The organism is Corynebacterium sp. HMSC072A02 (genome assembly GCF_001810085.1).
GTDB lineage: Bacteria > Actinomycetota > Actinomycetes > Mycobacteriales > Mycobacteriaceae > Corynebacterium > Corynebacterium hesseae.
Genome location: NZ_KV799858.1, coordinates 1 through 227, shown reverse-complemented (window position 1 = coordinate 227; position 227 = coordinate 1). Strand labels below are relative to the sequence as shown.

Genomic DNA, 227 nt, shown 5'->3' with positions numbered 1-227 from the left:
CTGATTTGGCTGCGGGTAGGAAAAGCCTGATTCGCCTTAGTGGGGGTGAAGAAGTCAGCCAGGATGGTGTCGATGAAATCCAGGGTTTCAGCAGTCAAGCCGGTTAGTGCTGACATGGGTTGGTCAATAGCAATCAAGGACTCGATGTCCAGCAGGCAGTGGGTGTCTTGTATGGCTTTGACTTTCGGCAGGCTATCAAGCCGGTGGATAGCACGCAGACCTGCTTT

At 52.9% G+C, this 227-nt stretch carries 1 pseudogene; it reads right to left on the bottom strand.

Annotated elements, in window-relative coordinates:
• Nucleotides 1-227, bottom strand: a pseudogene (locus HMPREF2698_RS08575) (HNH endonuclease); the annotation flags it as partial.